22 protein-coding genes and 1 tRNA gene are annotated in these 24,390 nt (G+C 66.9%); 8 read left to right on the forward strand and 15 right to left on the reverse strand.

Translation table 11 applies throughout. The features are described 5' to 3' along the window. Window position 1 precedes the first annotated feature (1 nt). Window positions 2–1,390 carry an SRPBCC family protein gene (locus tag B1790_RS26890; RefSeq protein ID WP_079926352.1) on the reverse strand — a complete coding sequence of 463 codons (1,389 nt, stop codon included), beginning with the start codon at window positions 1,388–1,390 and terminating at the stop codon, window positions 2–4. 10 nt (window positions 1,391–1,400) lie between these two features. Beyond that, complete coding sequence (locus tag B1790_RS26895; RefSeq protein ID WP_079926353.1) at window positions 1,401–2,255, reverse strand: SDR family NAD(P)-dependent oxidoreductase; 855 nt, start codon at window positions 2,253–2,255, stop codon at window positions 1,401–1,403. A 236-nt stretch (window positions 2,256–2,491) separates the two neighbouring features. Between B1790_RS26895 and B1790_RS26900 the strand changes: the two genes are divergently transcribed. The 6 genes from B1790_RS26900 (at window position 2,492) to B1790_RS26925 (ending at window position 9,537) form a co-directional block, all read left to right on the forward strand. Beyond that, on the forward strand, window positions 2,492–4,033 hold the full coding sequence (locus B1790_RS26900; RefSeq protein WP_369832431.1) for a gluconolaconase: 1,542 nt from the start codon (window positions 2,492–2,494) through the stop codon (window positions 4,031–4,033). Continuing rightward, entirely contained in the window at window positions 4,030–4,767 is a 738-nt protein-coding gene (locus B1790_RS26905; RefSeq protein ID WP_079926355.1) for a GntR family transcriptional regulator, read from the forward strand. The genes B1790_RS26900 and B1790_RS26905 overlap by 4 nt, the downstream gene beginning before the upstream one ends. A 53-nt stretch (window positions 4,768–4,820) precedes the next feature. Continuing rightward, complete coding sequence (locus B1790_RS26910) at window positions 4,821–6,413, forward strand: AMP-binding protein (RefSeq protein ID WP_079926380.1); 1,593 nt, start codon at window positions 4,821–4,823, stop codon at window positions 6,411–6,413. Beyond that, window positions 6,406–7,188, forward strand: a complete 783-nt coding sequence (locus B1790_RS26915) for an SDR family NAD(P)-dependent oxidoreductase (protein ID WP_198952129.1) — start codon at window positions 6,406–6,408, stop codon at window positions 7,186–7,188. The genes B1790_RS26910 and B1790_RS26915 overlap by 8 nt, the downstream gene beginning before the upstream one ends. After that, on the forward strand, window positions 7,185–8,672 hold the full coding sequence (locus B1790_RS26920; RefSeq protein WP_079926381.1) for an AMP-binding protein: 1,488 nt from the start codon (window positions 7,185–7,187) through the stop codon (window positions 8,670–8,672). The genes B1790_RS26915 and B1790_RS26920 overlap by 4 nt, the downstream gene beginning before the upstream one ends. A 340-nt stretch (window positions 8,673–9,012) precedes the next feature. Beyond that, the gene (locus B1790_RS26925; protein ID WP_079926357.1) at window positions 9,013–9,537 is read left to right on the forward strand and encodes a DoxX family protein; all 525 of its coding nucleotides are present in this window, start codon (window positions 9,013–9,015) and stop codon (window positions 9,535–9,537) included. On the opposite strand, the gene B1790_RS26930 is transcribed toward B1790_RS26925, so the two are convergent. The 4 genes from B1790_RS26930 to B1790_RS26945 form a co-directional block, all read right to left on the reverse strand. Continuing rightward, window positions 9,534–10,904 carry an amidohydrolase family protein gene (locus B1790_RS26930; protein WP_079926358.1) on the reverse strand — a complete coding sequence of 457 codons (1,371 nt, stop codon included), beginning with the start codon at window positions 10,902–10,904 and terminating at the stop codon, window positions 9,534–9,536. The genes B1790_RS26925 and B1790_RS26930 overlap by 4 nt on opposite strands. Further along, entirely contained in the window at window positions 10,898–12,025 is a 1,128-nt protein-coding gene (locus B1790_RS26935) for a CoA transferase (protein ID WP_233165332.1), read from the reverse strand. Before B1790_RS26935 ends, B1790_RS26930 begins: the two co-directional genes overlap by 7 nt. Further along, complete coding sequence (locus tag B1790_RS26940) at window positions 12,022–13,005, reverse strand: enoyl-CoA hydratase/isomerase family protein (RefSeq protein ID WP_079926360.1); 984 nt, start codon at window positions 13,003–13,005, stop codon at window positions 12,022–12,024. Before B1790_RS26940 ends, B1790_RS26935 begins: the two co-directional genes overlap by 4 nt. 135 nt (window positions 13,006–13,140) lie before the next feature. Continuing rightward, window positions 13,141–13,214: transfer RNA gene (locus tag B1790_RS26945), tRNA-Pro, on the reverse strand. Window positions 13,215–13,314: 100 nt separating this feature from the next. Here B1790_RS26945 and B1790_RS26950 point away from each other — a divergent pair. Beyond that, window positions 13,315–14,808, forward strand: a complete 1,494-nt coding sequence (locus B1790_RS26950; RefSeq protein ID WP_079926361.1) for a cryptochrome/photolyase family protein — start codon at window positions 13,315–13,317, stop codon at window positions 14,806–14,808. A 22-nt stretch (window positions 14,809–14,830) separates the two neighbouring features. Continuing rightward, window positions 14,831–15,901, forward strand: a complete 1,071-nt coding sequence (locus B1790_RS26955) for an aldo/keto reductase (RefSeq protein WP_079926362.1) — start codon at window positions 14,831–14,833, stop codon at window positions 15,899–15,901. On the opposite strand, the gene B1790_RS26960 is transcribed toward B1790_RS26955, so the two are convergent. The 9 genes from B1790_RS26960 to B1790_RS27000 all read right to left on the reverse strand — a co-directional run bounded on the left by B1790_RS26960 (window position 15,898) and on the right by B1790_RS27000 (window position 24,390). Further along, window positions 15,898–16,656 (reverse strand): sulfite exporter TauE/SafE family protein, encoded by a 759-nt coding sequence (locus B1790_RS26960; RefSeq protein ID WP_369832432.1) that lies wholly within the window; start codon window positions 16,654–16,656, stop codon window positions 15,898–15,900. The two genes, B1790_RS26955 and B1790_RS26960, sit on opposite strands and share 4 nt — an antisense overlap. 49 nt (window positions 16,657–16,705) lie before the next feature. Next, on the reverse strand, window positions 16,706–17,617 hold the full coding sequence (locus B1790_RS26965; protein WP_079926363.1) for a sulfite exporter TauE/SafE family protein: 912 nt from the start codon (window positions 17,615–17,617) through the stop codon (window positions 16,706–16,708). 225 nt (window positions 17,618–17,842) lie between these two features. Continuing rightward, window positions 17,843–19,288 carry a ribosome biogenesis GTPase Der gene (gene der, locus B1790_RS26970; RefSeq protein WP_079926364.1) on the reverse strand — a complete coding sequence of 482 codons (1,446 nt, stop codon included), beginning with the start codon at window positions 19,286–19,288 and terminating at the stop codon, window positions 17,843–17,845. Beyond that, window positions 19,285–19,980, reverse strand: a complete 696-nt coding sequence (gene cmk / locus B1790_RS26975) for a (d)CMP kinase (protein ID WP_079926365.1) — start codon at window positions 19,978–19,980, stop codon at window positions 19,285–19,287. The genes der and cmk overlap by 4 nt, the downstream gene beginning before the upstream one ends. Beyond that, complete coding sequence (locus B1790_RS26980; RefSeq protein WP_079926366.1) at window positions 19,977–20,723, reverse strand: pseudouridine synthase; 747 nt, start codon at window positions 20,721–20,723, stop codon at window positions 19,977–19,979. The genes cmk and B1790_RS26980 overlap by 4 nt, the downstream gene beginning before the upstream one ends. A gap of 1 nt (window position 20,724) precedes the next feature. Beyond that, the gene (scpB, locus tag B1790_RS26985) at window positions 20,725–21,420 is read right to left on the reverse strand and encodes an SMC-Scp complex subunit ScpB (protein ID WP_079926367.1); all 696 of its coding nucleotides are present in this window, start codon (window positions 21,418–21,420) and stop codon (window positions 20,725–20,727) included. 11 nt (window positions 21,421–21,431) lie between these two features. Then, window positions 21,432–22,244 carry a segregation/condensation protein A gene (locus B1790_RS26990; RefSeq protein WP_079926368.1) on the reverse strand — a complete coding sequence of 271 codons (813 nt, stop codon included), beginning with the start codon at window positions 22,242–22,244 and terminating at the stop codon, window positions 21,432–21,434. Then, the gene (locus tag B1790_RS26995; RefSeq protein ID WP_079926369.1) at window positions 22,241–23,122 is read right to left on the reverse strand and encodes a ParA family protein; all 882 of its coding nucleotides are present in this window, start codon (window positions 23,120–23,122) and stop codon (window positions 22,241–22,243) included. Before B1790_RS26995 ends, B1790_RS26990 begins: the two co-directional genes overlap by 4 nt. A 98-nt stretch (window positions 23,123–23,220) precedes the next feature. Continuing rightward, window positions 23,221–24,390, reverse strand: a complete 1,170-nt coding sequence (locus B1790_RS27000) for an NAD(P)/FAD-dependent oxidoreductase (protein WP_079926370.1) — start codon at window positions 24,388–24,390, stop codon at window positions 23,221–23,223.

The raw sequence follows: 24,390 nt of genomic DNA on the forward strand, positions 1-24,390 counted from the left end.
CTTAGGTGAGGTCTTGGGGCGCGCCGGTGCCCATGTACTTGGACAACTGGAAGTGCAGATTGACGGTGCTGCGCTCGCGGTACGGGTTGGGCTTGGTGCCGGGGAAGCCGAGAGACTTCATGCCCTGCTGAACGGCGGCCATGTTCGAGAAGTCCTGCGGCAGCACCGAAAGCCAGTTCGGATCGCCGACGGGTGTGTACACCCACTCGGTCTGCGGCTCTTGGCCTTTCGGGTACAGCTCGAGGACGGCGACTTCGAATATGCACTTGTTGGGGTCATAGCCGGGATCGGGCCGGGCGCTGTAGCAGAGTGCGCTCGTCAGACCCTGTCCAACTTGGAAGTTCGGGAAGAGCTGCCATGCCGTTCCGCTCTGGCCGAGGATGTCGGCGGGAATCGTCGGCCAGGTGACACCGCGCGCCGCGTCGTCGTTGCGGGCCGAGGTCAACCAATGTTCGAGGACCTTGGTGGCCGGGGTGCCCTCCGGCAGTTCGTCGACCAGTCGTTTTGCGGCGTTCACCAGCGTCTGGGTAGTGGTGGCGTTGGTCTCCTCCATCGTGTAGACCTGCATCTCCGCGGTCGAGATCCTCGGGTCACCGGAGCCGAGCCGGATCTTGGACTTGGTTTCGTCCAACCCCTTTGGCGCGTCGTAACCAATGTTGCTGTGCTTGCCCTGCGCCTTGGCCCAGCCCTTGAATTCGCCGAACTTGTTGAACTCGGGGTGGGTGGTGAAGACGTGGTAGGTCTCGTTGAAGGCCTCCAGCGCCACCTTCCAGTTGCAGTCGAAGTTCAGCCACTTGCGCCACTTGAAGCGCATGTTGTCCAGGCCGAACGGATCCAGGATCTTGGCGGCGGGAAAGAGGTAGTCGGCCAACGGTTCTGGATCGGCGTCCATGTTGACGAACAGCCAGCCACCCCAGGTGTCGACGTCGACGCGCGCCAAATGTGTGTTCTCCGGGGTGAGCGCGCCCTGCCAGTCATCCTGTTCGCGGATGTGCGTGCACGCACCGTCGAGACCATACGTCCAGCCGTGGAAGCCGCAGACGAACGACTTGCGGGTGCGGTCGCGGGCGTGCTTGGCACCGGCTGGGACGTCGACCAGCTTGCGGCCGCGATGCATGCAGACGTTGTGATGGGCGCGAAACTCGTTGGGGCCCGTACGGACGACGATGATCGAGTCGTCGAGGATGTCGTAGGTCAGGTAGCTGCCGACCTCGGGGATCTCCTCGACCCGGCCGACCTGTTGCCACACCTTGCGCCACAGTTTGTCTCGTTCGGCGCGAGCGTAGGTCTCGGAGACATAGGCCTCGACTCCGATCGTGGTGGGCGAGGAGAGTTCCTCCACCACTTCGCGGATCACGTCGTCGCGGTCATCAGTCGTGGTGTCCGTCATCGCTTCTCCTTCACGGTCGGCTGATCTCTGCACGGAAGCCGTCGTCGGCCAGGAACAGGGAGGTGTGGTCGGCCGCGAGGTGGCTCCACTTCAGGTCGAGACCGCCGTCGACCAGGATGGTCTGGCCCGTCACGTAGCTCGCGAGATCCGACAGCAGGAACAGAATCGTCCCCGCCTGCTCGTCGGGACGTCCGCGCCTGCCCATCGCAATCGCGGCGCGGTCTCGATCGGGATCCGGGTCGACGTAGGTCGCCGACGCCGCCGTCTCGGTGACACCGGGTGCGACCGCATTGACGCGAATGCCGTCAGCGGCGAGTTCGAGCGCCATGGTGCGGGTCATCGCGACCACGGCAGCCTTGGCCGTGCCGTACCCGATGTGGAACGGCGCGGTGTTCATCCCGCTGATGGAGGAGATCGACACGATCGAGCCCGGATTTCCCTGCTCTCGGAGTTCGGTGGCGACGGCCTGGCTGGTGAAGAACGCCGTCTCCAAGTTGGCGGTGAACAGATCCCGCCAGTCCGAGCGACTCACCCGGGTCGACGGCATCCACGTCGACGGCGCCGCGCCGCCTGCGACGTTGACGAGTCCGTACAGGTCGCCATCGGTCTGGCGCACGTGGTCCATGACGGTCGCGATGCCGTCGTCGGTGGACATGTCGGCAGACACCGCCACCACGTCAAGGCCCCGGCGAGTGAGCGGAACCACGTGTTCGTCGAGGTTCTCCTTGGACCGGCTGACCGCGATCACCGTGGCTCCGGCCTCGGCCACCATCGCTGCCACGGCGGTGCCGATCCCGCCGCCGCCTGCACCGGACACCACCACGATGCGGCCCTCGAGACCGGGTAGGCCCCTCACTGAAGTCATGACTCGCGAACTCCGCCTGCCCTTCTCAATTGTCCGGACAACATATGCCCTTCTGCGTATTGGAGAATAGTATTCCGCAGGCAAGATGGGTCCGTCAAGGGAGCGATCCGATGACATACCGGCTATTGTCTGGACCAGGTTGGCTTGCTAGGGTCCCGATCGTGCCCAGCGAACCGAACACTCGCTACGCAGTCCCGACCTCGCCCACGGCGGCAGCGGGCTGGAGCCTGCAACGGCTGACCGCACCGAGTCGGCTCTTCGGGGCGAACGGTTTGCGTACGGGCCCAGACGGCCGCCTCTACATCGCTCAGGTCACGGGCAGTCAAATCAGTGCGCTCGACGTCGGCACCGGCCAGTTGGACACCATCAGCGCCAAGGGGGGTGACATCGTCGCACCCGACGACGTCGCCTTCGATCACCGCGGGAACCTGTACGCCACCGAGGTGATGGACGGTCGAGTCAGCGTGCGCGACCCCAGCGGCGCCACCCGGGTGCTGCGCGACGACGTGCCGTGCGCCAACGGCATCACCGTCCACGACGGCCGGTTGTTCGTCGGCGAATGCCGCGAGGGCGGTCGGCTCTTGGAGTTCGACCTCGGAGGCGGACCACCGCGAGTCCTGTGCGAGAACGTCCCGTCCCCCAACGCAATGGAGGTCGGTCCCGACGGGCTGCTGTACTTCCCCGTGATGGGCGCCAACGAGATCTGGCGCATCGATCCCGACGGCGGCGAGGTGCAGACCGTCGCCACCGGGCTCGGCGTTCCCGATTCCGTCAAATTCGACTCGGCGGGTTTCATCGTCTCGACCCAGGTGGCAAGCGGCCAGGTGCTGCGCGTCGACCCGCGTACCGGCGCTCAGACCGTCATGGCACAACTGACGCCCGGTCTGGACAACTGCGCGATCGTCGGGTCGGGTTCGAATGCGCGATTGTTCGTCTCCAACTTCACCGGCGAGATCACCGAGATCCTCGGTGACGGCGCCACCCGCACCATGCTGCCCGGCGCACTCAACTGGCCGTTGGACGTGACCGTTGGCCGCGATGGCCGCCTCTACGTCGCCGACGGCACCTACTTCTACTCACTCGGCCATGACGGTTCCCTTGAGACGGTGGGCATGCTGTTCTCCCCCGGCTATCCGGGCTTCATCCGGGGCGTGGCCTCCGCCGGCGTCGACGAATTCGTGGTCACCACATCCGGTGGACAGATCACCCGCTATCGACCGGTGGCGGCCGAAAGCGAGGTGATCGCAGCTGGATTCGATCAGCTCTACGGTCTGGCGCTGACGCCCGGAGGGGTGCTCGCCGTCGAGCAGGGCACCGGTCGTGTGGTGTCGGTGGATCACTCGGGGACCGTCGGCGTCATCGCCGAGGACCTGGACACCCCCGTCGGGTTGGCGCTCACCTCCGACGGTGGCGTGCTCGTCGCCGAGTGCGGCGCCGGCCGGGTGGTGCGGGTGACGGACTCTGGGGTCGAGACCGTCGTCGACGGCCTACAGAGACCGCAGGGCATGGTGGTCGTCGACGGCTCGCTCTTCATCACCGACGCCGGGGAGAAGTCCGTCGTCGCCGTCGACCTCGCAACCCGGGCCCGCTCCACGATCGCCACCGGACTCGCGATCGGTGCGCCGCCGGGCGTCGCCCCGAAGACCCTGCGCGGAATGCCGCCGTTCTCAGGCCCCCAGGGACCGTTCGCCGGGATCGCAGTCGGCCAGGACGGCGCGCTCTACGTCTCCTGCGATGGGGAGGGCAGCGTCTTCGCGCTGTATCGGGAGCGCCCATGACCACCAGTCCCGTCGATCATCGCTACCTACAGGTGGCGCGAACGCTTCGCAAGGAAATCGTCGACGGCGTCTACCCCGTCGGATCTCAGTTACCGACTGAACACGATCTCTGCCAACGGTTCTCAGTGAGTCGCTACACCGTTCGGGAGGCGCTGCGCCGACTGCGCGACGACAACCTGGTGTCGTCGCGCCCACGCACCGGTACTACCGTCGTGCCCCGCGATGCGACGAGTTCGTATGCCCAGGACAACATGACCATCAACGATCTGCTCGCGTTCGCCAGCGGCGCCGCGCTCGACATCGAATCCACCGGGATGATCGTCGTCGACGCCGAGCTCGCGGCCCGAACGGCGCTTCCGGAGGGCGAGGAATGGCTGGCCGTGCTGGGTTTTCGCCAAGCCGTCGACGCCGAGGACACGCTCTGCTGGACCGAGTACTACATCAACCGGGCCTATGCGGCCGTTGGCAGAATGCTCCAACGCCACACCGGTCCGATCTTTCCGCTCATCGAAGACCTCTTCGGTGTAAGCGTCGTCGAGGTCCACCAAGAGATCGGGGCCGTCCTGATCACGCCCGAGCTGGCGCCACGCCTCGACGTCGGCGTCGGGGCGCCCGCGGTGCAGGTCTACCGCACGTACCGGACGTCCGACGGCGACATCGCCCAGGTCACCATCAACACTCATGCCGCCTCCCGGTTCCGGCATTCGACGACGTTGCGCCGGGTCAAGGGCTAGTCATCGTGCGCACAGACCCCGCTAGGGGCCGCAAATCGGTTGGTGGACGGTCGATCCGGTGGGACGACGACCTCGCGGCCCAAGCCCATGCCGACGGCCTGTGGGTGAGCGACACACTCGCGGACTCCCTCACCGAGGCCGCCCGGCGGACGCCCGATCGCGTCGTGGTGGTCGACGGGAACGTGCGGCTGAGTTGCCGAGACCTGCAGGCCCAGGCGACCAGCCTCGCAGGCGCTCTGCTCGCGCGGATGCCGGCGGGCAGCGTGGTCTCCTTCATGCTCCCCAACTGGTACGAGGCGGCGGTGGTGTACCTCGGCGCCACGCTGGCCGGAATGGTCGTCACCCCGATCCTGCCGTCGCTACGCGATCACGAGGTCGCGTTCATCCTCGATGACGCCGATGCCAGAATGACGTTCATCCCCAGCATGTTTCGAGGGCACGACTACTCGGCGATGATGACGAGGGTGACAGCTGGGCGCGGCCAGCCGCCCGACGTGGTGGTGGTGCGCGGCGATCCCGGCCCCCACACCGCCTACGACGACCTTCTCACCACACCCGCCACAGAGGCGCTCCCGGTACTCGATCCGCACGCCGTCCGAATGATCATGTACACCTCGGGAACCACTGGTCGATCCAAAGGCGTTCTGCACACGCACAATTCGCTTCACGCGCTGCTCCGACAGATCAGCCTCCACTGGCTGGTGGAGCCGGGTGACACCTTCCTGGTGCCGTCACCGATCGCTCACATCGGCGGTTCGATCTACGCTTTCGAGGCGCCGCTCCTGCTGGGGTCGACCGCGGTACTGATGGAGCGCTGGGACGCCGCCGACGGCGTTGCCCTGATCACCGCCGAACGCTGCACGCACATGGCCGGTGCGACACCATTCCTCGAACAGCTCCTCACCGCGGCACGAGACGCGGGTACCCGGCTACCGGAGTTGAAGGTCTTCATCTGCGGTGGTGCGTCGGTGCCGCCGTCGCTGATCCGATTGGCGACTGCATATTTCGAGCGTGCCCTCGTGACCCGCGTCTACGGGTCCACGGAGGTACCGGTGACCACGGTCGGCTCGCCGCGGGATGCAGATCGCGCCGCCGACACCGACGGCCGCCCCGGGATCGCCGACCTTCGACTGGCAGAGCACGACGCGGCGCCGGCGGGCTCTGGTGAGATCCTGGCCCGTGGAGCCCAGATGCTGGTCGGCTACCTCCATGTCGCGGACGAGGCAGATTCGTTCGACGACGACGGCTACTTCCGGACGGGTGATCTGGGCACCTGGGACCGCGACTGTCTGGTGGTCACCGGCCGGGCCAAGGACATCATCATCCGCAACGGCGAGAACATCTCTCCCAAGGAGATCGAGGACATCCTGGTCGGTCACGACGGCATCGCCGAGGTGGCCGTCGTCGGCCTTCCGCACCCAAGGTCTGGCGAGCAAGCCTGCGCCGTCATCGTGCCGTCGACGCGGGCGGGCACCCTCGACGGTCAGCTGCGTGTCTCCGATCTGCGGGACTACCTCCACGAGCGCGGGGTGGCGACGTTCAAAGTGCCCGAGCAGGTGGCGATCTGGACCGATCTCCCAAGGAACGCGGCGGGCAAGGTGTTGAAGCAACAGATCAGGTCGATGCTATGTCACGAGGGTGGATGAGATGCAGGTAGCAATCGTCACGGGAGCGAGCAGCGGAATTGGCTTCGGGACGGCCGTGAAGCTGGCCGAGTCCGGCATTGCCGTACTGGGCACCGGCCGAGATCAGGGGCGCCTCGACGAACTGACCGCATCGGTAGGTGACTCGGATCGACTCGCCACGATCGCCGTCGACCTCACCGCAGACGACGGCCCCCGACGCATCGTCGATGCCGCGATCGACAGATGGGGTCGCGTCGACTTCCTGGTCAACAACGCCGGGGTCGGCAAGCCACAACCCCTGCACGAGACCGATGACGAATCATTGGATTACTTCCTGGGTTTGATGTTGAGGGCGCCGTTCCGACTGGCGCGTGACGTGATCCCCCACCTGGCGCCCGGCTCCGCCATCGTCAACGTCACGTCGACGTTCGCCGTCGTCGGCGGACTTCGCGGTGGCGCGTACTCGGCTGCGAAGGGCGGGCTGACGGCACTGACCACGCACATCGCGTGCCAGTACGGTGCGCAGGGTATCCGCTGCAACGCAGTCGCACCCGGCGTCACCCTGACTCCGATGGTCTCCACGCGGCTCGAGGACGAGCGCTTTCGCAAGATCAACGTCGAGATGACGCCACACCAGCGCCTGGGGACCGTCGAGGACGTCGCGAGCACGATCGCGTTCCTCTGTTCTCCCGGTGGCAGTTTCATCAACGGGCAGACGATCGTCGTCGATGGCGGCTGGAGTTCGACGAAGTACCTCTCGGAGTTCGCCCTGTCCTCCGAGTGGGCGCCCCGGTGAACGTCTTCGCCGTCCTCGACCAGACCGCCGCCCGTTACGGCCAGCGGGGTGCGGTCTTCCTCGGTACCCGGCAGCTGCACACGTGGAGCGAATTGCGTGACCGCGCATTGCGGTTGGCCGCGTCGATCCGGCGGACTCAGCTGGCCGGGACGCGCATCGCGGTGGCCAGTGAGAACTGCCCCGAGATCGTCGAATTGATGTTCGCGGCCTGGGCTGCGGAATGCGTGATCGTGCCGATCAACCACAAGTTGCACGTCCGCGAGATGCAGCAGATCCTTCAAGACTCCGGATCATCGCTGGTATTTGCCTCGCCCAAGATCGCCGGCGCGCTGCACACCGTGTCCCAGGTACCAGTCGAGACGGTTGGCTCCGCCAATTATCACTCCCGTTTGGAGACAACGCCGTTCGATCCACCGCACGATACCGACCCCGCGTCGTTGGCGTGGCTGTTCTATACCAGCGGAACCACGGGCCGATCCAAGGGCGCCATGTTGTCGCACCGCAACCTGATGGCGATGACCGTCTCTCACCTGGCTGACTTCGACGACCCGGATGCGGACTGCAGCCTGGTGCACGGGGCGCCGATGTCGCACGGCTCCGGCCTGTACATCGCCCCGTACGTGCTACGGGGTGCCCGACAGGTGATTCCGGAGTCTGCGGCGTTCGAACCGGACGAGTTCCTCGATCTGTGCGACCGGCATCCCGGATGCAGCTCGTTCCTCGCTCCGACCATGGTGGGCCGCCTAGTGCAGACCGGCCGCGGCCGCCCATGCAATCTGCGCACGATCGTCTACGGCGGCGGACCCATGTACGTGGACTCCTTGAAGAAGGCGATGGCCGCCTTTGGGCCCGTCTTCGTTCAGCTCTACGGGCAGGGCGAGGCGCCGATGACGATCAGTGGCCTCCGGCGGGCCGACCACCTGTGCGCCGATGACGCGACGCTCGGATCCGTGGGCTATGCCAGGTCCGGGGTGGACGTTGCCGTCATGGGCGCCGATGGCACCACCGCGGAGATCGGCGAGATCGGCGAGATCGTCTGTCGCGGTGACGTGGTCATGTCCGGCTACTGGAACGACCCGGTAGCCACCGACGCTACCCTGAAGGGCGGTTGGCTCCTGACGGGTGACATGGGCTGCTTCGACGCGCGGGGATTCTTGACCCTGCGCGACCGGTCCAAGGACGTGGTCATCAGCGGTGGAAGCAACATCTACCCGCGCGAGGTCGAGGAGGTGTTGCTCGAGCACCCCGACGTCGAGGAGGCCTGCGTGGTGGGCGTGCCCGACGCGGAGTGGGGCGAAGTCGTGGTCGCGTTCATCGTGGGTGCCGCCGACCAGGGAGATCTCGATGCACATCTGCTGGCGCGAATTGCCCGCTTCAAGCGGCCCAAGCGGTACGTCTACATCGACGATCTCCCCAAGAACGCCTACGGCAAGGTGCTCAAGCGAGAGCTACGCGAGAGGCTGTCCGTTGAGCGGGCAACATAGTACGAGGCTCGATCTCGTGTTGCTTGGCCGTTGGATCGAGCCGCGCGCGAACTTCGCTCAGTGTGCATCGACCGTGGGATCGTCGTCAGGCTCGTCGGCGAGTTCTGCCGCCACTCCCTCATTCGGTCCAAGAGCACCCATGACGAAGCCTTCCTTCGATTGGACGATCGTCAACCTTCGTGCCGATCGCAGGACGTATGACTGCCGTTGTCTTACCCCCGGATGCCTTCGCAATTCCCGCACCCACCCGCCACTTTCGTACACAGTGACGTGGTCGATGTCGCAGTAAGAACTGGCCGGAGAAAACGATCCTCGGTCACACGTCCAAGATTGGAGCGCCATGAATGCTTACGACTTCAGCATCCTTCTGCTTCGCCTCGTGCTGGGCCTGACGATGGCCGCCCACGGCTACAACAAGTTCTTCAGCGGGGGCCGAATACCGGGTACCGCTGGTTGGTTCGACAGCATCGGTATGCGGCCAGGCATGTTTCATGCTCGCGTCGCGGCCACGACCGAGGTCGCCGCTGGTCTGGGCTTGGTCGTCGGGTTGCTCACTCCGGTGCCCGCCGCGGGGTTCGTCGCGCTGATGATCGTTGCGGCGTGGACGGTTCATCGCAAGAACGGGTTCTTCATCGTCAAGGAAGGTTGGGAGTACAACTTCATCCTTGGAGCCGCGGCGGTGGCCATCGCCGGACTCGGGGCGGGCGAATTCAGTTTGGATCACGTGTTGTTCGGCGATTCCGACGTGCTCGGTTACCTGCAGGGTTGGGCGGGTCTACTCATCGCCGTGGTGCTCGGTTTGGCGGGTGGCATTGGTCAGCTGGTGATCTTCTTCCGACCTCCCCCGGCCAAGGAAGCGGCCTAGTCTTGGCCCAGTCGGTCTCGGCGAGCGGGGTTGGGCCAAATCTGCTCGCCTCCAACGATGGTCGCGATGACATCGGTTGAATCCAGCCGGGCCAGTGCTTCGTCGGGAGGGACCCGGAGCACGCAGAGGTCCCCTGCCTGACCAGTGGCGACGATTCGCGGTGACGCTGGGTCATCCGGGCGGCCCAAGAACATCGTCAGAGCTTCGATCGGGCTTACCCGCTCCTCGGCGCCCAGGACCACGCCCTGGCGGGTCCGTCGTGTCACTGCGGCACGCATCGTCGCCCACGGGTCACCGTGGCCGAACGGCATGTCCGTCGACAGAGCCACCGGCACGCCAGCGCGACGCAGGGAGGCCACCCGCCACAGTTGATGGTGCTCGCCTGCTGGAACGTCGACGATGTACTGGTCGCCGCGTTCGGCGATGAAGTTGGGTTGGGTAACCACAGTCGCACCGAGTTCGGCGAGATCGGCGATGCAGTCGTCCGGGATCACCGCGCCGTGTTCGATGCGGTCGCGTGGGTGAACTCCGGTCTCCCGCAGCGCCGCGATGGTCACCACCAACTGCGCCGCGGTGACGCTGTGAACGGCGGTCGGCTTGCCCGCGTCGTGGCACTGACCGATCCACCGACACAGCTCGTCGAGATCTAGGTCGACGTCGTCGAGGATGCGCTTGGCCGGGCCTAGCGAGCTGCCGGGTACCGCGTCGACCCCCGGCGGTGCCATGACGTGCAATCGCGGACGAAACTCACCAGATAGTGATGCAGCGGAAAGGCTTTGGATGTCCGGGGTGCCGTATCCCGGGGTGGCGTCGGTCACGCCGGTGACGCCTCGGCTCGCCAGTGCGGTACTGAGCGCACCCAGGGAAGCCGCTTCGCCGAAGGGACCGGGATCGGGACTTGGGGCGGCACGGTGCAGACGCCCGTCGGCGAGGTTCGTCAGCCCGGCCTTCGCTAGTCCGACGGAGTTGAACGTCCACGATGCGCCGCTTCGATGCTGCACCCGCACTGGCACTGGCGGCGAGAGTAAGTCGAGCGACTTTCGGTTCAAGGGTCCGGCGACGGAGTCGTGGTAACCGATGGCGCGGATCCAACCATCGGCACCAACGGATGCCGCCGCCAGCGCGCGCCTGAACTCGAATTCAGACTGGACGTCAGGCGGTCCCACCACGACCGACCCCAAAGCGGTTGCAGCTGAACGCAGATGCACATGGTGGTCGTGAATTCCTGGCAGCACGGTTCCGCGACCGGCATCGAGCACCACCTCGTCAGGTCGCGGATCCAGCCGTACACGAACGGCTTCGATTACCTGGCCTACACGAAGGTCGGTCACCGTGCCGTCGAGCAGCGTCGCGTTGACGATCAGCATCGCGACTGCGTACGTTCGACGACCAGCCGCGTCACGACGTCGTTGTCGGCACCGAGTTCGTGAGCAGGCATGGATGGCTTCGGCGGCACCGAGGTTGCGTGAGGTACTCCGACGACTGCCGGCAGGGCCGCGTAGCTCGCGGCGACCTCGGCCATGGCGACTTCGATCAACTCGCCGCCACCTCGCCTCAGCGCCGCGAACACCTCACGCGCGGCGGTGATCCCGGTGAGCGGATCAGCGATTGCATCGCCGCAAAGGACGGGCTTGTTCGCGGCCCACCTGACCAACCCGCCGGCCACCGCAGCGTCGTCGCCGAAGGCCGGACGCTGGTCGTTGCCTTGGCGGGTGCCGTAACCGCTGATGCGCAACCACACGCGTCCGGGTTTACCATCCAGGTGGCTCGGGCCGATACGACGACGCAGCAGCGCCGCCGGCCGTGACCCCTCCAGGATTACGTCCGAAGTCGACAGCAGCCCCCTTAGCGCCTCCAGGTCGCGGTCGAAATCAATTGCATAAGAAAGCTTGTCGCCGTTCATCCAATCGAAGAACGCTCGATTGCCGGACCGGGTACCGTCCGGTCGCAGTGGGCTTTCGACCTTGACGACGACTGCGCCAGCACGCGCCAAGAGCCGGCCGCAGAGCGGGCCAGCCCACATCGACGTCAGATCGGCCACCAAGAGTCCCGCGGCCGGACGTGGCGCACCCACGACACCGGACGACAGTACGGTCGGCGAAGCTGGCGCCGTCTCCCCGAGCGCGGCGACGGGTACATCGAGAAGCCGTGCGCGTTGCACGACCTGTGCGGTCGATCGTGTCGCGGCCCAGCGCTGCACCGTCGGCCATGGATCCGGTGCGGCGGTTTGGTCCTGTTCGACCAGGGCAGGCACTGCGTCGACGTCGTCGTCACGTGACAACGTGATTGCACACCAATGGTCGAGCGTGCGGAGTAGATGCGTCGCGCCGCCTGCGGAGACCTGACCTCGTGGAGAGATGCCCAGCAACCGTGCGCGGCCGGTCAACATTTGGTCGGTATCGACGAAGATGCCTGCAAGCGAACGGATTTCCGCCGCGACGGCGGCGGCGTGAGACACAACTGTCGAAGGGATGCCGAGTGCGCTCACCCCCTCATTGTGGCTGACGCACATCCATCCTCGGTCTCCACCGCGTCCACCAGCCCCCAGCGCAGCGCCGTTGCGGCATCGATGGTCCTTCCCATCAGCACCAGGTACGCCGTGCGCCACCGCCCGATGCGCCTGGTCACGCTGACGGTGCCGCCGGCACCCGGTATCAAACCCAGACGCAACTCCGGCAACCCGAGCACCGCGTCCGGGCTGCAGACGACGCGCCCGCAGAACGCAGCCATCTCCAGCCCACTGCCGAGCACCTGACCGTGGATTCGGGCCTGACAATTGCGCTTTAGACGCCGGGCGAGTGAATCTAGCGCCAGGGCCGGACTATGACGGGTGCGCGCGAGGTGCGCGCTCACCGGGTCGGTGAAGGTACCAAATTCAGCGAGGTCGCCGCCGCTGCAGAACGACGGTCCCGCACCCGACAACACCACCTTGTCGATGGAGATGTCCGCGGCAGCAACCTCGAGGGCTTCAAGGAGCGCGGCACGCATGTCGTTACTGAAGGCGTTGTGTCGGTGCGGCCGATTCAACTGAACCGCGAGTTCATCGCCGGTACGTTCGATGAGAACCGGGTCGACGCACTGGTCGTAGGAGACTTGCCCGCGGCCGGCCAACCAGCGCTCGAACTCTGGACCTGATTGCAGCGTCGAATATGCCAATGATTCGGTGACGACACCGGGCAGTGTGGGAGTGCCGCAGCCAACGGACCGCAGCACGTCGTCGCAGACGGCGGCGGCCTGCGGCCAACGCGCCAACCGGTCTCCTAGCTCCTCAAGCGCTGCGGGCACCGACGGCACCTGAACCCAGCGGACGTCATGAGTTTCGGTCTCGGTCAGCGCGAAACTCGCGTGTTCGAGCCTACGGTCGTTACCGGAAGCGGTCGGGTCGCCGTATGCCACGACGACACCTGGGTGAACCTCCTGCCGGTCGGGTTGCTCCGGCTGCGTCAAGTCCAGCACGCGGAACGTCATCCACCCACAGTGCCATCTCCTGCTGCCTCGCTTGGTAGACATCACGACCTGGGGGTTGTTTGGGCGTGGATCGTGTGCCAATCGCCGCGAAACGCCAAAACCCGCTCTGACACTGGTCAGAGCGGGTTTTCTACGTCGGGCTGACAGGATTTGAACCTGCGACCACTTGACCCCCAGTCAAGTGCGCTACCAAGCTGCGCCACAGCCCGCGGAGCTGCCGGGATCACCGGCAGCCGTCGAAATGCTACAGCAGCGGGTGCCTGCAATCCCAACCGCGTCGCCGTCGGTGGTCGCGGGTATGAACAAGGCGTGGCCCCGACGACGCGCGACGACACTCCCCTGTGGCTCTTCGCCGACCAGCTGGGGCCCGCGATGTACGGCGGCGAGCACGCCCACCGCGAGGTCCTGCTCGTCGAGGCCACCTCCGCGCTCCGAAAGCGGCGCTACCACCGGCAGAAGCTGCACCTGGTTCTGTCGGCTCTGCGCCACGCCAAGGAAGACCTCGGCGACCGCGCCACGCTCGTCGAGGCCGACACCTACACCGACGCGCTCGAGCAGTTCGGCCGTCCCGTCCTGGTCCACGAGCCGACCTCGCATGCCGCCGAGCGGTTCGTCCACCGCCTCACGAAGCAGGGTCTCGTCACCGACGTCCTGCCCACTCCCATGTTCGCCTTGCCGCGCAAGGACTTTCAGCAGTGGGCCGGTGACCGTACCCGTTTCCGCATGGAGGACTTCTACCGCGACCAGCGTCGCCGCTTCGACGTCCTGATGGACGGCCGCGAACCCGTCGGCAACCGGTGGAACTACGACGAGGACAACCGCGAGTCCCCACCCAAGAAGCAGAAGACCCTCGGGTTGCCCAAGCCCTATCAACCGCGGGAGGACGACGTCGACGACCGGGTCCGGCGCGACCTCGACCGGATGGACCTCGACACCGTCGGCGTCGACGGTCCCCGCCTGTTCGCCGTCACTCCCACCGAGGCGAAGCGCGCGCTCGAGCGGTTCGTCGAGCACCGACTCCCTCTGTTCGGCCGCTACGAGGACGCCATCATGGGTCAGGACTGGGCCATGTCGCACTCGCTGCTGTCGGTCCCCCTCAACCTGGGCGTACTGCATCCGCTCGACGCGGTCGAGGCCGCCGAGAAGGCCTACCGCGACGGGCAGGCACCGCTGGCCTCCGTCGAGGGCTTCATCCGCCAAATCCTCGGCTGGCGCGAGTACATGTGGCACCTGTATTGGCACTTCGGACCGAAGTACACGAAGAACAACGCCCTTGGCGCACACCAGGATCTACCCGACTGGTGGGCCAACCTCGACGCCGACGCCATCACCGCCGAATGCCTGAAGCACGCGATCGGGGGCGTCCGTGACCGTGGCTGGAGCCACCACATCCAACGCCTCATGGTGCTCGGCAACCACGCCCTGCAGCGCGGCTATCGGCCCGACGCGCTCACCGAGTGGTTCGCCACCGCCTACGTGGACGGGTTCCGCTGGGTGATGCCCACGAACGTCATCGGAATGTCTCAGCATGCAGACGGTGGCCTGCTCGCCACGAAGCCGTACGCCTCCGGCGGCGCCTACATCAACAAGATGAGCGACCACTGCGGCGACTGCGCCTACGACCCGAAGAAGCGACTCGGGGACGACGCCTGCCCCTTCACCGCCGGCTACTGGAACTTCGTGCACCACAACCGCGACATGCTCGCCAAGAACAACCGAACCCAGCGCGTGGTCGCCAACATGGACCGGCTCTCCGACCTCGGCGCCGTGCTCGAACAGGAAGCAGATCGACAAGACTTCTAGCCGCTCCCACTACGATTGAGTCATGTCCGACGACCTTGCGATCACCGACGTTCCCTTCACCCACGACCCATGGGTGGCCGCCCGCGACCGCTATGACGCGATGCCCTACCGCCGCGTGGGAACCTCTGGTTTGCTGCTTCCCGCGATCTCGTTGGGCCTTTGGTACAACTTCGGCGACAACCGGCCCTTCGACGTCATTCGGCAGGTGCTGCGCCACGCCTTCGACCGCGGCATCACCCACTTCGACCTCGCCAACAACTACGGCCCGCCGTACGGATCGGCCGAGGAGAACTTCGGCCGGATGATGCGCCGCGACTTCAAGCCGTACCGCAACGAGTTGCTCATCTCCACCAAGGCCGGTTGGGACATGTGGCCGGGACCCTACGGCCAGCTCGGCGGCCGCGCCTACCTGTTGGCCAGCCTCGACGAGTCCCTCGACCGCATGGGCCTGGACTACGTTGACATCTTCTACTCCCATCGCATCGACCCGGTGACGCCGCTCGAGGAGACCATCGGCGCCCTCGACACGGCGGTGCGGGCCGGCAAGGCGCGCTACGTGGGCATCTCGTCGTACTCCGCGGCGAAGACCGCCGAGGCGTCGGCCATCGCCGAGCGCATGGGCACGCCGCTGGTGATTCACCAGCCGTCCTACTCATTGCTGAACCGGTGGATCGAGGGCGGCCTGACCGATGAGCTCACCAAGGCGGGCATGGGTGCGATCGCGTTCACCGCGCTTGGCCAGGGCCTGCTGACCGACCGTTACCTGCAGCGGGCCGCGGGCGACGTCGACCGCGCAACGGCACGCCCCACCTTCGACGACGACTTGGTGACCGACGAGGTACTCGGACAGTTGCGGGGACTCGCGGCCATCGCCCAGCGTCGTGGTCAGTCGTTGGCGCAGCTGGCGCTGGCCTGGGTGCTGCGCGATCCCGCGGTGGCCTCGACCCTCGTCGGCGCATCGAGCGTCGAACAGCTCGACGAGAATCTCGGAGCGCTGGCCAACCTGGACTTCACTGCCGACGAGCTGACCGAGATCGACGAGTACGCCTCGGACTCGGGCATCGACCTGTGGCGGGAGAGCTCCGACGTCTAGATGGCCAGCAGGCGATACAGCCCGATCAGGCCGACGATCACGATGATCACCCGTAGCGCGTTGGGCGACAGCCGCCGCCCGTAATGGGCTCCGAGGAATCCGCCGAGCAGTGAGCCAACGGCGATCAGGCCGGCGGCGAGCCAGCTGATCCGGTCGAACGCGACCAGTGTGTACGCCGCCGCAGCGACGACGTTCACCAGCAGCGACAGCAGGTTCTTCGCCGCGTTCATCCGCTGCATCGACTCGGGCAGCAGCGCGCCCATCACGCCGATCAGCAGGATGCCCTGCGCGGCGGTGAAGTAGCCGCCGTAAACGCCGACCGCGAACGTCCCCAACACGAGCAAAGCCATCCGCCCGGTCGAGATCGGCGCTGCCTCGTCGGCCGACCGCTTCTTTGCCCACGCCTGGATACGGGGGCCGAGCACGACTAGCAGCAGGGCGCCGATGAGGAGCACGGGCACGACCGCTACGAACACCTTCTCCGGCAGGTGCAGCAGCAGCCACGACCCCAGGACCGCACCGAGTAAGGACCCGGGGATCTGCCACTTCAGCCGCCTCCACTGGCCCTTCAGCTCACGGCGGTAGCCCCAGGTGCCCGAGATTCCGCCGGCCACCAGCCCGACCGCATTCGACATCGTGGCGGTCACCGGCGGATAGCCGAGCGCCACGAGCGTCGGGAAGGTGATCAGGGTGCCCGAGCCGACGACCGCGTTGATGGCGCCGGCTCCGACGCCCGCCAGGGCAATCAAAATCATGTGGGCGACGGACACCACGTGACCCTATCGGGCCGGTGCCGACGCGCCGTCAGCGAGCGTCGTCGACCGTTTCGGCTTCGAGGGCGTTGGGGACGAACGCGGGCGCCTTCGACAGCTTCCACGCGAGGTACACGAAGAACGCCCACGCCGCGACGATGGTGGCATAGATGAGCGTCGACCACGGCGACGTGATGCCGAAGTACTTGACCAACTTCTGCGAGTTGGTCAGCACGATGACGCCACCGACCGCGGTGCCAAGCAGCGCGGGGCTGACCCGGCTCACCAGCCAAGCCGCGAATGGCGCCGCGATGACACCGCCGATCGCCAACCCCAGGACCACGGGCAGGTTGTCGAAGAACTCCTCGCGCAGACCGATCAGGAATCCGACCGACGCCGACACCGCGACCAGGAACTCCGACGCGCTCACCGAGCCGATGACCGTGCGCGGCGCCGTCTTGCCCTGCGACAGCAGCGTGCTGGTGGTGACCGGACCCCAGCCGCCACCGCCGGACGCGTCGATGAAGCCGCCGAACAATCCCAGCGGCGCCAGGAACTTGGCGCCGTGCTTGGTCGTGCCGACCTTGACCGCGGGCGGGTTCTTCAGCGAGAACCTCAGCAGCACGTAAACACCGATCGCCAACAGGATCGCCGCCATCACCGGTGCCGCGTCCTCGGTCGACAACGACGACAGCACCGTCGCGCCGAGGAAGGCGCCGACCGCACCCGGCACACCGAGCCGCAGGACGAGTCCCCAGTCGATGTTCTTGAACTTCCAGTGCGAGATGCCCGACGCGAAGGTGGTGCCCACTTCGGCGAGGTGGACTGCGGCGCTGGCCTGGGCCGACGCGACGCCGCTGAGGACCAAGAGCGTCGAGGCCGTGACGCCGAAGGCCATGCCGAGCGCACCGTCGACGAGCTGAGCCCCTACGCCGACGAGGGTGAAGATGATGAGCGAACGCACGAGGTCCGGCTACTTTCGATCAATGGCACCAAAGACGTGCCACAGGGGGTGTGTGGACGCGAATCAACCGCGCGTACAACACCATTCGTCGAAAGCGATGAAACGTCGTGAGGGCCAGAACGGCTCTAGCGCGAAGGCATGAGACGGCGCGGTACGGAAGGCCAGACCAGCCATCACCACTCCCCTCTCATACGTGTTGCGTTCAGCATACGCACACGTCGCGCGTCAGCGCTTCTTGCCGCCCTGGGCGCGCTTCTCCCGCACGCGGACGTTGATCTTGATGGGGCTGCCGTCGAAGCCGAACTTCTCGCGCAGCTTTCGCTCGATGAAGCGCCGGTAACCCGCCTCGAGGAAGCCCGAGGTGAACAGCACGAAGGTCGGCGGCCGCGCCGTCGCCTGGGTGGCGAACAGGATCTTGGGCTGCTTGCCACCGCGCACCGGCGGCGGCGTCGCGGCGACGAGCTCCTTGAGGAACGTGTTCAGCTGCCCGGTGGTGATGCGCTTGTCCCACGAGGCGAGCGCCGCCTCAAGGGCAGGCACCAGCCGCTGCACCGCACGGCCGGTCTTGGCGGAGATGTTCACCCGCTGCGCCCACTGCACCTGCTCGAGGGACAGGTCGATCTCGCGGTCCAGCAGGTAGCGCCGGTCCTCGTCCATCAGATCCCACTTGTTGAACGCCAGCACGACGGCCCGTCCCGCCTCGATCACCATCGAGAGCACCCGTTGATCCTGTTCGGTCAACGGTTGCGACGAGTCGATCATGACGACGACGACCTCGGCGGCGTCGATCGCGCCGTGCGTGCGCACCGAGGCGTAGAACTCGTGCCCGCTGGCCTGTCCGACCTTGCGGCGCAGACCCGCGGTGTCGACGAAGCGCCAGAGCTTGCCGCCAAGTTCGATCAGCGAGTCGACGGGGTCGACCGTGGTGCCTGCGACGTCGTGCACCACCGACCGCTCTTCGTCGGCGAGCCGGTTGATCAACGAGCTCTTGCCGACGTTCGGCTTGCCGACCAGAGCCACGCGCCGCGGACCGCCCGTGCCGGACCCCATCTCGGAGACCTCGGGCAACACCTCGAGGACGGCGTCGAGCAGATCGGCCACGCCGCGGCCGTGGATCGCGCTGACGGGATACGGCTGCCCAAGCCCGAGGGACCACAGCAGCGCGGCCTCGGATTCCATCTTCTCGTTGTCGACCTTGTTGGCCGCCAGGAAGACCGGCTTGCCCGACTTCTGCAGGCGCTTGGCCGCGGCCTCGTCGGCGCTGGTCGCGCCGGTGACCGAGTCGACCACCAGGATGATCGCGTCGGCGGTGCGCATCGCGACGGTGGCCTGCTCGGCCACCAGTTGCTGCAGACCCTTGGCGTCCGGTTCCCAGCCGCCGGTGTCCTGCACCATGAACCGGCGTCCCAGCCAGTTCGCGTCATAGGACACCCGGTCGCGGGTGACGCCGGGGATGTCCTGCACGACGGCCTCACGACGGCCGAGGATGCGGTTCACCAGCGTGGACTTGCCGACGTTGGGCCGTCCGACCACCGCGACGACGGGCGGCGGGGCAAACTCTGCCTCCAGATCGCCGATCTCTACGCCGTCCGGCGGCAGTTCCCAGTCACCCTCGTCGGCCCAGGTACCGTCGGCTTCGCCGCCGATGTCGCCAATGTCGTTGTCACTCATTGTTTTACACTCTGTTCTTGGCGAGCTCGCTCGACCAGGTCGAGAAGACATGCCACGGTCTCGGACTGAGACATGTCACTGCTGTCGACGACGATCGCGTCGTCGGCCGCGCGCAGGGGCGACACGGCACGGGTGGAATCGAGGTGGTCGCGGCGCAGCACGTCGGCCAGCACCGCGTCGTAGTCGCCGGGCAGGCCGGACTCGACGTTCTGATCGTTGCGGCGACGGGCCCGCTCCTCGGGCGAGGCCGTCAGGAAGACCTTGAGGTCGGCGTCTGGCAGGACGACGGTGCCGATGTCGCGGCCCTCGACCACGACGGCCACCGGGCCGTCGGCCAGTTCGCGCTGCCGGTCCACCAGTCGGGTCCGCACCTCGGGGACGGCGGAGACCGCCGAGACCGCCTTGGCCACCGCGTCACCGCGGATCTCGACCGAGACATCCTCTCCCCCAAGGAAGTACAAGTCTTCGTCGGGATCGAAGCCGACGGCCAGGTCGACGCGCGACGCCAACTCGGCCACCGCCGCGGCGTCGTCGAGATCCAAACCGGCGCGCAGCACGGCCAGCGTCACGATCCGGTACATCGCTCCGGTGTTGAGGTAGCGCGCGTCGAGGGCTCGCGCCAAACCCCGTGAGACGGAGGACTTTCCGGTGCCCGCAGGCCCGTCGATGGCAACGGTCAGGGGGGCGCTCACATCCCCACCGCCTTGTAGAGTTCGCCGACCTCTTTGCTCGTCAGAACCCGGATGCTGCCGGGCTTCTGCTCACCGAGGGTGACGGTGCCGATGTCGGTGCGGACCAGGTCGGTGACGGGAAAGCCGACCGCGGCCAACATCCGTCGCACGATCCGCTTGCGCCCCTCGTGCAGCGTCACCGTCACCAGTGACTTGCCGGGCACCGTGTCGACCATCCCGAAGTCGTCGACGTGAATGGGACCGTCGTCCAACTCGATGCCCGCCTTCAGCTTCTTGCCGAGGCCACGCGGCACCGATCCGACGACCGTCGCCAGATACGTCTTGGGCACCTCGTAGGACGGGTGCATCAGACGGTGGGCCAGCTCGCCGTCGTTGGTCAGGATCAGCAGACCCTCGGTGTCGGCGTCCAGCCGGCCAACGTGGAAGAGCTTCTTGTTGCCGCGGACCCGGTACTCGACGAGGTCTCCGACGCAGGGCCTGCCCTGGTCGTCGGACATCGTCGAGTGCATGCCGCGCTCTTTGTTGATCGCCAGGTACACCATGGTGTCGTCGCGCCGGATCTTCACGCCGTCGACGCGAATCTCCGCGTTCTCGACGTCGACCCGCGTGCCCATCTCGGTCACGATGTGTCCGTCGACCTCCACCCTGCCGTCGCGGATCATGCGTTCCGCCACGCGGCGGGAGGCGACCCCCGCCTGGGAGAGCACCTTCTGCAGTCGGGTGCCTTCGTCTTCGTCGGCCATGTCAGTCCTTGTCCACGTCGAAGGCCAGCGGTTGATTGTTGGGCACCACACCGAGTTTCACGAACCTGGGTTCGTCGGCCAATGACTCGGTGATGTCGTCGATGTTGTCGATGTCTGGGAGAAGCGGAGCGATGTCGGGGAGGTCCGCCAACGTGGAGAGCCCCAGTCGTTCGAGGAACAGCTCGGTCGTCGCGAAAGTGGTTGCGCCCGTGTCGGAGTCGGTACCGGATTCGATGATCAGCCCGCGGGCCAGCAGGGTGCGCATCACGGCGTCGCAGTTGACGCCACGCACGGCGCTCACCCGAACCCGGCTCACCGGCTGCCGGTAGGCGACCACGGCCAGCGTCTCCAGCGCGGCACGGGTCAGCTTCGAGCGGGTGCCGTCCAGCAGGAGCCGCTCGACGAATGGCGCGTACTGGGACCTGGTGTACATCCGCCAGCCACCGCCGGCCTCACGCAGGTCGATGCCGCTCTCGCGGGCGGTGAACTCGTCGGCCATCAGGCGCAACTTCGCCGCGACCCGGTGGGCGGGCTGGTCGACCGCAGTGGCCAGCGCGTCGACGGTCACCGGCGTGTCGACCACCAACAGCAGGGCTTCCAGCACGGCACCGAGTTCGGAGTCGTCCATGTGGGGCTCGAGCGCGAGGTCGACCCCCAGATCGGAGGCAACGTCGGGCTCGGGACGGTCGTCGGTCATCTGCGTATTTCTCACTCTTCCACCGCCGTCGCCAGGTATTCGCTGGTCGGGCGATCCCCGGTCCACGAAACCTGCAGCACTCCAAGCGGTTCTGGCTGGTCAAATGCTACCGCGTTGGCACGGAACAACTCCAACAGCGCCATGAACCGGCCGACGATCTCGATCGTCGCCCCGCAGTCGGCGACCAGATCGGAGAACGACGCCCACGCCCCGATCCCGCGCTCTTCGAGCATTCCCAGCAACAGGCGGGCCTGCTCGGGCACCGACACCCCCTGAACGTGCAGGTGGCTCAGGCCGACCGTCGGGACCGGCCGTGGGGTGAAGGCCGACGCGGCGATCTGAGCGAAGTCGTCGGCGTCCACACCCAGCATGACCTCGGGTAACAGGTCGGAGAACTTGTCTTCGAGCGACACCAACCGCGGGTAGCTGCGCAACGCGGCGGCCTCGAGTTCGCCGAACATCACCGCCACGTGCTTGAACGCGCGGTACTGCAGCAGCCGGGCGAACAACAGGTCGCGAACCTCGAGCAGCGCCAGGTCTTCCTCGTCGTGCACCTCACCGGCGGGCAGCAGTCGGGCCGCCTTGAGGTCGAGGAGGGTGGCGGCAATCACGAGGAACGCCGTGGTCTCGTCGAGCGCAAACTGGCGGCCGATGTGCTTGGTGTAGGCGATGAAGTCGTCGGTGACCCGGTGCAGCGCGACCTCGGTCACGTCCATCCGGTGGGCGAAGATCAGCTGCAGCAGCAGGTCGAACGGACCCTCGAAGTTGCTCAGCCGGACCTGAAACCCCGTCTGCGGTGACTCATCCGGTGCTGGCGAGCTCACGCGCCGAACCGGTCGATGACCTCACGCGCCAACGACCGATACGCCTGGGCACCAGTGGATTTGGGCGCCCAGGTGGTGATGGGCTCACCGGCGACGCTGGTCTCGGGGAAGCGGACGGTCCTGGTGATGACGGTGTCGAACACCAGATCGCCGAACTGCTGTAGCACCCGCGCCATCACCTCACGGGAGTTGACGGTGCGCGGGTCGTAGCGGGTGATGAGGATTCCGCCGATGTCCAGCTTCGGGTTGAGGCGTTCCTTGACCTTGGTGACGGTGTCGGTCAGCAACGCCAGCCCGCGCAGCGAGAAGTACTCGCACTCGGTGGGAATGATGACGCTGTCCGCGCAGGCCAGCCCGTTGACCGTGAGCAGGCCAAGGGACGGCTGGCAGTCGATCAGCACGTAGTCGTAGCGGTCGAGCACGGGGTGCAGCGCCCGGGACAGCGAGTGTTCGCGGCCGACCTCGTTGACCAGCTGGATCTCCGCCGCGGACAGGTCGATGTTGCTCGGCACCAGGTCCATGCCCTTGACGCGGGTCTTGATCAGCACGTCTTCGACCGACACCCGCGGCTCGATCAGCAGGTTGTGCACCGTGTGGTCGAGCTCGTAGTGCGGCACGCCGAGACCGGCGGACAGCGCGCCCTGCGGGTCGAGGTCGACCAGCAACACCCGACGGCCGTACTCGGCGAGGCTCGCCCCCAGGTTGATGGTGGACGTCGTCTTGCCGACGCCACCCTTCTGGTTGCACATCGCGATGACCTTGGCCGGGCCGTGCACGCTCCTGGGCTTCGGTTCCGGGATGAACCGGGGCGGACGGCCGGTGTGGCCTACCGCGTCCGACATTCCAGCGCCGTCGGGGGTACCAGCGTCGTCGGTCACTCGGGACCGCCGCCGGTCAGGCATCCTTCGGGCTTGGCGAACATCGCTTGGAGTTTAACGGGATGGGAACGCTCTGGACGCCAGACCCGCGCGGTCGACTAGAAGAGCTTGTTCCGCTTGGACCGCTGGGACTCGGCGATCGCCCTGGCAATCCGTGCCGCCACCCGCTCGGCCTGCGTCGAGGTGTAGCCGATGAGCGACGGCCGCGACCACATTCCCAGGAACCACAAGCCCGGCTCGGCGGCGACGTCACCGCCAACCCTCGGGGTCCCGGCGTCGGTCAGCACGCCGAGCTGGCCGACGAGCGGCTCCAGCCCGGTCCGGTAGCCCGTGGCGGCGATCACCACGTCGGCGTCGAGTCGGGTGCGGTCGGTCAGCACCACCGAGGACGCCTCGAACGCGGTCACCGCGGCGACGACCTCGATCGCACCGTCGCGGACGGCGGCGACGACCTCGGAGTGGACGATCGTCGGCGCGGCGTGCAGGCGGTGGGCCCGACTGAACGGCCCCTCCCGGGGTATCGGCAGGCCGAATTCGGTCAGATCGCCGAAGGCGGCCAGCCGGGCGCGCCGCGCCACCGCGTCGGCCAGCCGTGGCGGCAGATGGAACAGCGGCCGTGAGACCACGTCGTTTGGCCGTCCGCCGGGGCCGGTCCGCGGCAGCACGTTCGGCGGGGTGCGCACCGACAGCCACACCTTGGCGGCGCCACCGCTCGCCAGGTCGTGCGCGATCTCCAGGCCCGACGAGCCGGCGCCCACCACCAGCACCCGCTTGCCCGCGAACGGACCTGGACTTCGGTAGGCCGACGAGTGCAGCACCTCGCCGGGGAACGACGCCGATCCCGGCCAGTCCGGCAGCACCGGCGTGTGGAGGTAGCCGGTCGCCACGACGACGTGCGCGGCGCCGACGATCCCGTCGGGGGTCAGCAGGCCCCACCCGGTGGGCTTGCGCCGGACCACCCGCTCGACGGGGGTGTTCAGCCGCAGCTCGATGCCCCGCTCACCGGCGTGCTCCTCGAGATGGGCGATCACCTGGTCCCGGGTCGGAAACACGGGAGTTCCCTTGGGATACGGCCGTTTTGGCAGATGTGAATACCGTTGGCCGGTGTTGAGCCGCAACCGGTCGTAACGCGACCGCCACGCCGCGCCGACCCCGTCGCCGCGCTCGAGCACCACCGACGGGATCGACAGGTCGCTCAGACACAGGGCGGCAGCCAGACCCGCCGTCCCCGCTCCGACGACGACCACCTGATTCTCGGGTGCCGACAT

The sequence above is a fragment of the Mycobacterium sp. AT1 genome, assembly GCF_002043095.1.
Lineage (GTDB): Bacteria > Actinomycetota > Actinomycetes > Mycobacteriales > Mycobacteriaceae > Mycobacterium.

What these genes read in the sequence shown, in the direction of transcription:
- B1790_RS26890 (WP_079926352.1), bottom strand. Translation starts at nt 1,390, where the DNA reads ATGACGGACACCACGACTGATGACCGCGACGACGTGATCCGCGAAGTG.
- B1790_RS26895 (WP_079926353.1), bottom strand. Translation starts at nt 2,255, where the DNA reads ATGACTTCAGTGAGGGGCCTACCCGGTCTCGAGGGCCGCATCGTGGTG.
- B1790_RS26905 (WP_079926355.1), top strand. Translation starts at nt 4,030, where the DNA reads ATGACCACCAGTCCCGTCGATCATCGCTACCTACAGGTGGCGCGAACG.
- B1790_RS26925 (WP_079926357.1), top strand. Translation starts at nt 9,013, where the DNA reads ATGAATGCTTACGACTTCAGCATCCTTCTGCTTCGCCTCGTGCTGGGC.
- B1790_RS26930 (WP_079926358.1), bottom strand. Translation starts at nt 10,904, where the DNA reads ATGCTGATCGTCAACGCGACGCTGCTCGACGGCACGGTGACCGACCTT.
- B1790_RS26940 (WP_079926360.1), bottom strand. Translation starts at nt 13,005, where the DNA reads ATGACGTTCCGCGTGCTGGACTTGACGCAGCCGGAGCAACCCGACCGG.
- B1790_RS26955 (WP_079926362.1), top strand. Translation starts at nt 14,831, where the DNA reads ATGTCCGACGACCTTGCGATCACCGACGTTCCCTTCACCCACGACCCA.
- B1790_RS26960 (WP_369832432.1), bottom strand. Translation starts at nt 16,656, where the DNA reads ATGATTTTGATTGCCCTGGCGGGCGTCGGAGCCGGCGCCATCAACGCG.
- der (WP_079926364.1), bottom strand. Translation starts at nt 19,288, where the DNA reads ATGAGTGACAACGACATTGGCGACATCGGCGGCGAAGCCGACGGTACC.
- B1790_RS26980 (WP_079926366.1), bottom strand. Translation starts at nt 20,723, where the DNA reads ATGGCCGACGAAGACGAAGGCACCCGACTGCAGAAGGTGCTCTCCCAG.
- scpB (WP_079926367.1), bottom strand. Translation starts at nt 21,420, where the DNA reads ATGACCGACGACCGTCCCGAGCCCGACGTTGCCTCCGATCTGGGGGTC.
- B1790_RS27000 (WP_079926370.1), bottom strand. Translation starts at nt 24,390, where the DNA reads ATGTCGGCACCCGAGAATCAGGTGGTCGTCGTCGGAGCGGGGACGGCG.